The following is a 3506-nucleotide window of genomic DNA, read 5'->3' on the forward strand; positions in this document are numbered from 1 at the left end:
ATATAGCACGTTTCGATTGGATTAAATACAAGATACATGGCATTTTTACGGGGTCAAGGGGACTGGTCCCCTTGCGGGGGGTTCTGAAGGGGGGCGGAGCCGCCCCTTTTTTTTCTTTGCTTTAATTTGTTCTGCGATAGGTCATGGGGAGAAGGCTTGCCGGCAGGATGTTGTGCTTCCGCCGGCAAGTAATGAAGGGTTATTGATTGGAGAGTACACAATGGATAGATTTTAAAATTCCGACTTATATCTATTTCACATAAAATGGCATGGTTACTTGTGCTGCTTCCTGGTGAACATCCTCCACGGCCTTTTCAAACTGCGCACACATGGGCACCGATATCTTTCCGTACTGCCGCAGTGCGCAGATAAGTGCATCTATTTGTTCATCCTCGTTCAGCGAATCAAACGGCTTGGAATCTTTTAACAGTACCACCTCGTCTGTTACTCTTTGTGCAACTTCGTTAGCTCTCATAATCTTGTCTCCTTTCGCTTGTTTTTAATTCTTTCTCATATACGCTTAAGCCTATATTAACAATTTCATTCGCATTATGTATATCAAATACCGTGCCAGTAAGAATAAAGTCTCATTACACTATGACTAATGCCCGCCGACATAAGTCTGCCAGGCGTATTGGGCACTGCCGCAGGAGAAAAGTTTTCCCTCTGGTAGGGAAAAATGTTGTTGATTCTGTATCAGTCAATATTGTAACTATCTAGGGATTTCTGATAAACTCTTCTATACGGTATATTGTGAGTACAGACACATGACAGAGCTGAAAGGGTTGACCTTGGCTGAAAAGCTATATCAGTTGATAATAGGCAGGCTGGATGGTAACATGCTTGATTCAGCGTGCTATCGTGCGCAGGTATTGGGGCTTGTGGATAAGGGGATCGGTGGGTTTATAATCTTTGGCGGTCAGAGGGGACAGTTGAAGCAGTTTATAGCGGAGTGTCAGGGACGTTGCCGCAGGACGCTGCTTTTTGCCTCTGACGTTGAACGTGGCGTGGGGCAGCAGATAAGCGGGGCTACAATGTTTCCCTGTCAGATGGCTGTGGCAGCGGCAGTGAGGATGGATGTCGAGGATGATGCCATACTCCTGAGACATGGCGTTGATGCCATCGTTGCGGAGTGCATTGACATGGGGATCAACATGCCTCTGATTCCCGTCCTGGATGTAAACAGAAATCAGTTTAACCCCATTATCTGTACGAGGGCATTCTCCGACAATCCGCACACGGTATCCTGGCTTGGCCGCCTGTACGTCGAGGCCATCGAACAGGCTGGTATCATGTGCTGCGTCAAGCACTTCCCCGGACACGGAGACACCGCCACAGACTCACACATCGCCCTGCCCATAATAAGCAAGAGCTGTCAGGAACTCTACGACGTAGACCTAGTTCCCTTTTCGGATGCCATAAGTGCGGGTGCTAGGGGCATCATGGTTGGACATCTGAGCGTCCCCTGTTTCGATGAGACACCAGCCACCCTGTCGCATCGGATAGTGACAGGGCTGCTTCGCAAGAAATACATCTTTGACGGCCTCATCATAACCGATGCCCTGAACATGGACGCACTCAAGCAAATAGACAACGTACCGGCCAATTGCATCAATGCCGGCATAGATGTGTTGCTCCACCCCTTGGACGTCGATGACACGGTGGATGAACTGACTCTGGCATTAAAGACCGGCACCATAACACAGAAACAGATAGACCTGGCCTGTAAACGTATCCTCTCCGTCAAGGGCAGACTCAACATGCGTCACAGGGCCATAATAAATCCCAGGAGACACGTTCGGTTGTCGGAGCAACTGACCGAAATGTCCATAACCCTTGTAAAAGGAAAGGGAGAGATATTCCCTCTGCCCTGGCAGCCACGCCTTATAATCGTTGGAGATGATAAGTCCTGTGAGGCCTCTCCCTTGTTGACTTATTTTGATAAATGCACAAACATCAGAGAACTCTTACCTCCCTCAGATATCTCTCATACGGCAGTTGTAATAGCGGTATTTACAAGCGTCAAGGCGTGGCGTGGAAACTCCGGGCTAATCCAGAGCGACATAGACCTCATAAACGGTATTATACGTGGTTGCCGTCATTGCGTTGTCATATCTTTTGGCAGTCCCTACGTGTTACGGCACTTTGATACCGCAGACATCCTGATAGCGGCCTATGAGGAGTCCGTATACGCTCAACTGTCCGTAATCAAGGCCCTGCGCGGGGAGATGGCATTCTCCGGGCACCTGCCCGTTACAATCACACGGTGAATTTATTCTGGTTGAAAGGTCAAGGCGACATAAGGCTCTGAAAATACTTCTGAACTTTTCTCTTCAATTAATATACTCAAGTTTTCGAAAAATAGGCAAGCAATGTGGCACCGATATCGCTTAACTATTTCGCTGTTTTTTTATGCAACCTCAAGCAACTCCTTCTGTTTTTTACGCTTCCTTTCGGTATTCTTTTTTTCAACTTCCAACCATTTTTTTACAAAATCATTATCTTCTTTTATTTTATAGAGCGTTTCGATTGTGTGCAATACAAGAAAGAAAGGGGCGGCTCCGCTTATTTCGACGGGATAGCAATGGGGGAACTGTTACCGGACTTTCCACGCAGGGCATCACCCACCTGCGGGGTCAGGATTATGCCACTTTCTATGCCGATGATGAATCCCAGGATACTCGATATGTTGGAGAGAAACCTGGTCGTATCTGCCAGACCCGATGATGGCACATAGAGAATGTCACCGTTTCTCAGACGGACGTTATCGGCGTATCCCCCCTTACGGACGTTGGCAAAGTTGAGGGTATATATCTTGCCCTTGCGCAGAAGCACAACGCCCGATTCTTTGGCATCATGCGTAATGCCACCGGAAAGGGCAATTGCCTTTATAAGGGTCAGGTCGTCCTCTATGGGAATCACCCCGGGACGGGCAACCTCGCCTAAGACATATACCTTGTGGCTGTTTAGCTTCTGTGCATTTATGGTCACATCGGGCTTTACGATGTACTGAGCTAGCATGTCTTTCATCTTTGCTTCAAGCTCCTTTGTGCTGAGTCCCTTTGCATACACCTGTCCAACCAGGGGGAAGGAAAACCCACCATCGGGCCTCAGCGTGATCGAGGCCATTGACAAATCCGTGTGTCTGTAGACGTTTATGGCGATGATGTCACCGGGGCCAAGCCTTGATATCTCCTCATTGTTATTGTCCTGTTGACTATCGTTTACCAATTCTGCCAGTTGCCCCTGCGGCGCCACCTCTGATTGCACTGAGGCGCAGCCAAAGACAAAGAGCAGGAGTATCGCAGTCAGCCTGTTTACGCTCCCCCTCGAAAAACAGACATGCAATAAGCCGCTGATATTACGCAGCCATCGTCCTAAAAAAACCTTAGCCATCCGCCACTTTCTCCATATGTCATTGTAACACTACTGGATCATTGTACCCTATCTCAAGGGAGTTAGTAAAGCCATCGGTGATTATGGGACTTTGTTTCATCTAGAGTGTT

Annotated in this window: 3 protein-coding genes; 1 reads left to right on the forward strand and 2 read right to left on the reverse strand. The window is 48.1% G+C overall.

Annotation, left to right across the window (positions count from 1 at the left end; genetic code table 11):
• Positions 1–250: 250 nt before the first annotated feature.
• Entirely contained in the window at positions 251–475 is a 225-nt protein-coding gene (locus HWQ67_RS14695; protein ID WP_218253442.1) for a hypothetical protein, read from the reverse strand.
• Positions 476–767: 292 nt separating this feature from the next.
• On the opposite strand from HWQ67_RS14695, the gene HWQ67_RS14700 reads away from it, so the two are divergent.
• Positions 768–2270 (forward strand): glycoside hydrolase family 3 protein, encoded by a 1503-nt coding sequence (locus HWQ67_RS14700; RefSeq protein WP_218253443.1) that lies wholly within the window; start codon positions 768–770, stop codon positions 2268–2270.
• 295 nt (positions 2271–2565) lie between these two features.
• On the opposite strand, the gene HWQ67_RS14705 is transcribed toward HWQ67_RS14700, so the two are convergent.
• Positions 2566–3396 (reverse strand): polysaccharide biosynthesis/export family protein, encoded by an 831-nt coding sequence (locus HWQ67_RS14705; protein ID WP_218253444.1) that lies wholly within the window; start codon positions 3394–3396, stop codon positions 2566–2568.
• Positions 3397–3506: the final 110 nt, after the last annotated feature.

The sequence above is a fragment of the Candidatus Magnetobacterium casense genome, assembly GCF_019173545.1.
In the GTDB taxonomy this organism is placed as follows: Bacteria; Nitrospirota; Thermodesulfovibrionia; order Thermodesulfovibrionales; family Magnetobacteriaceae; genus Magnetobacterium; species Magnetobacterium cryptolimnobacter.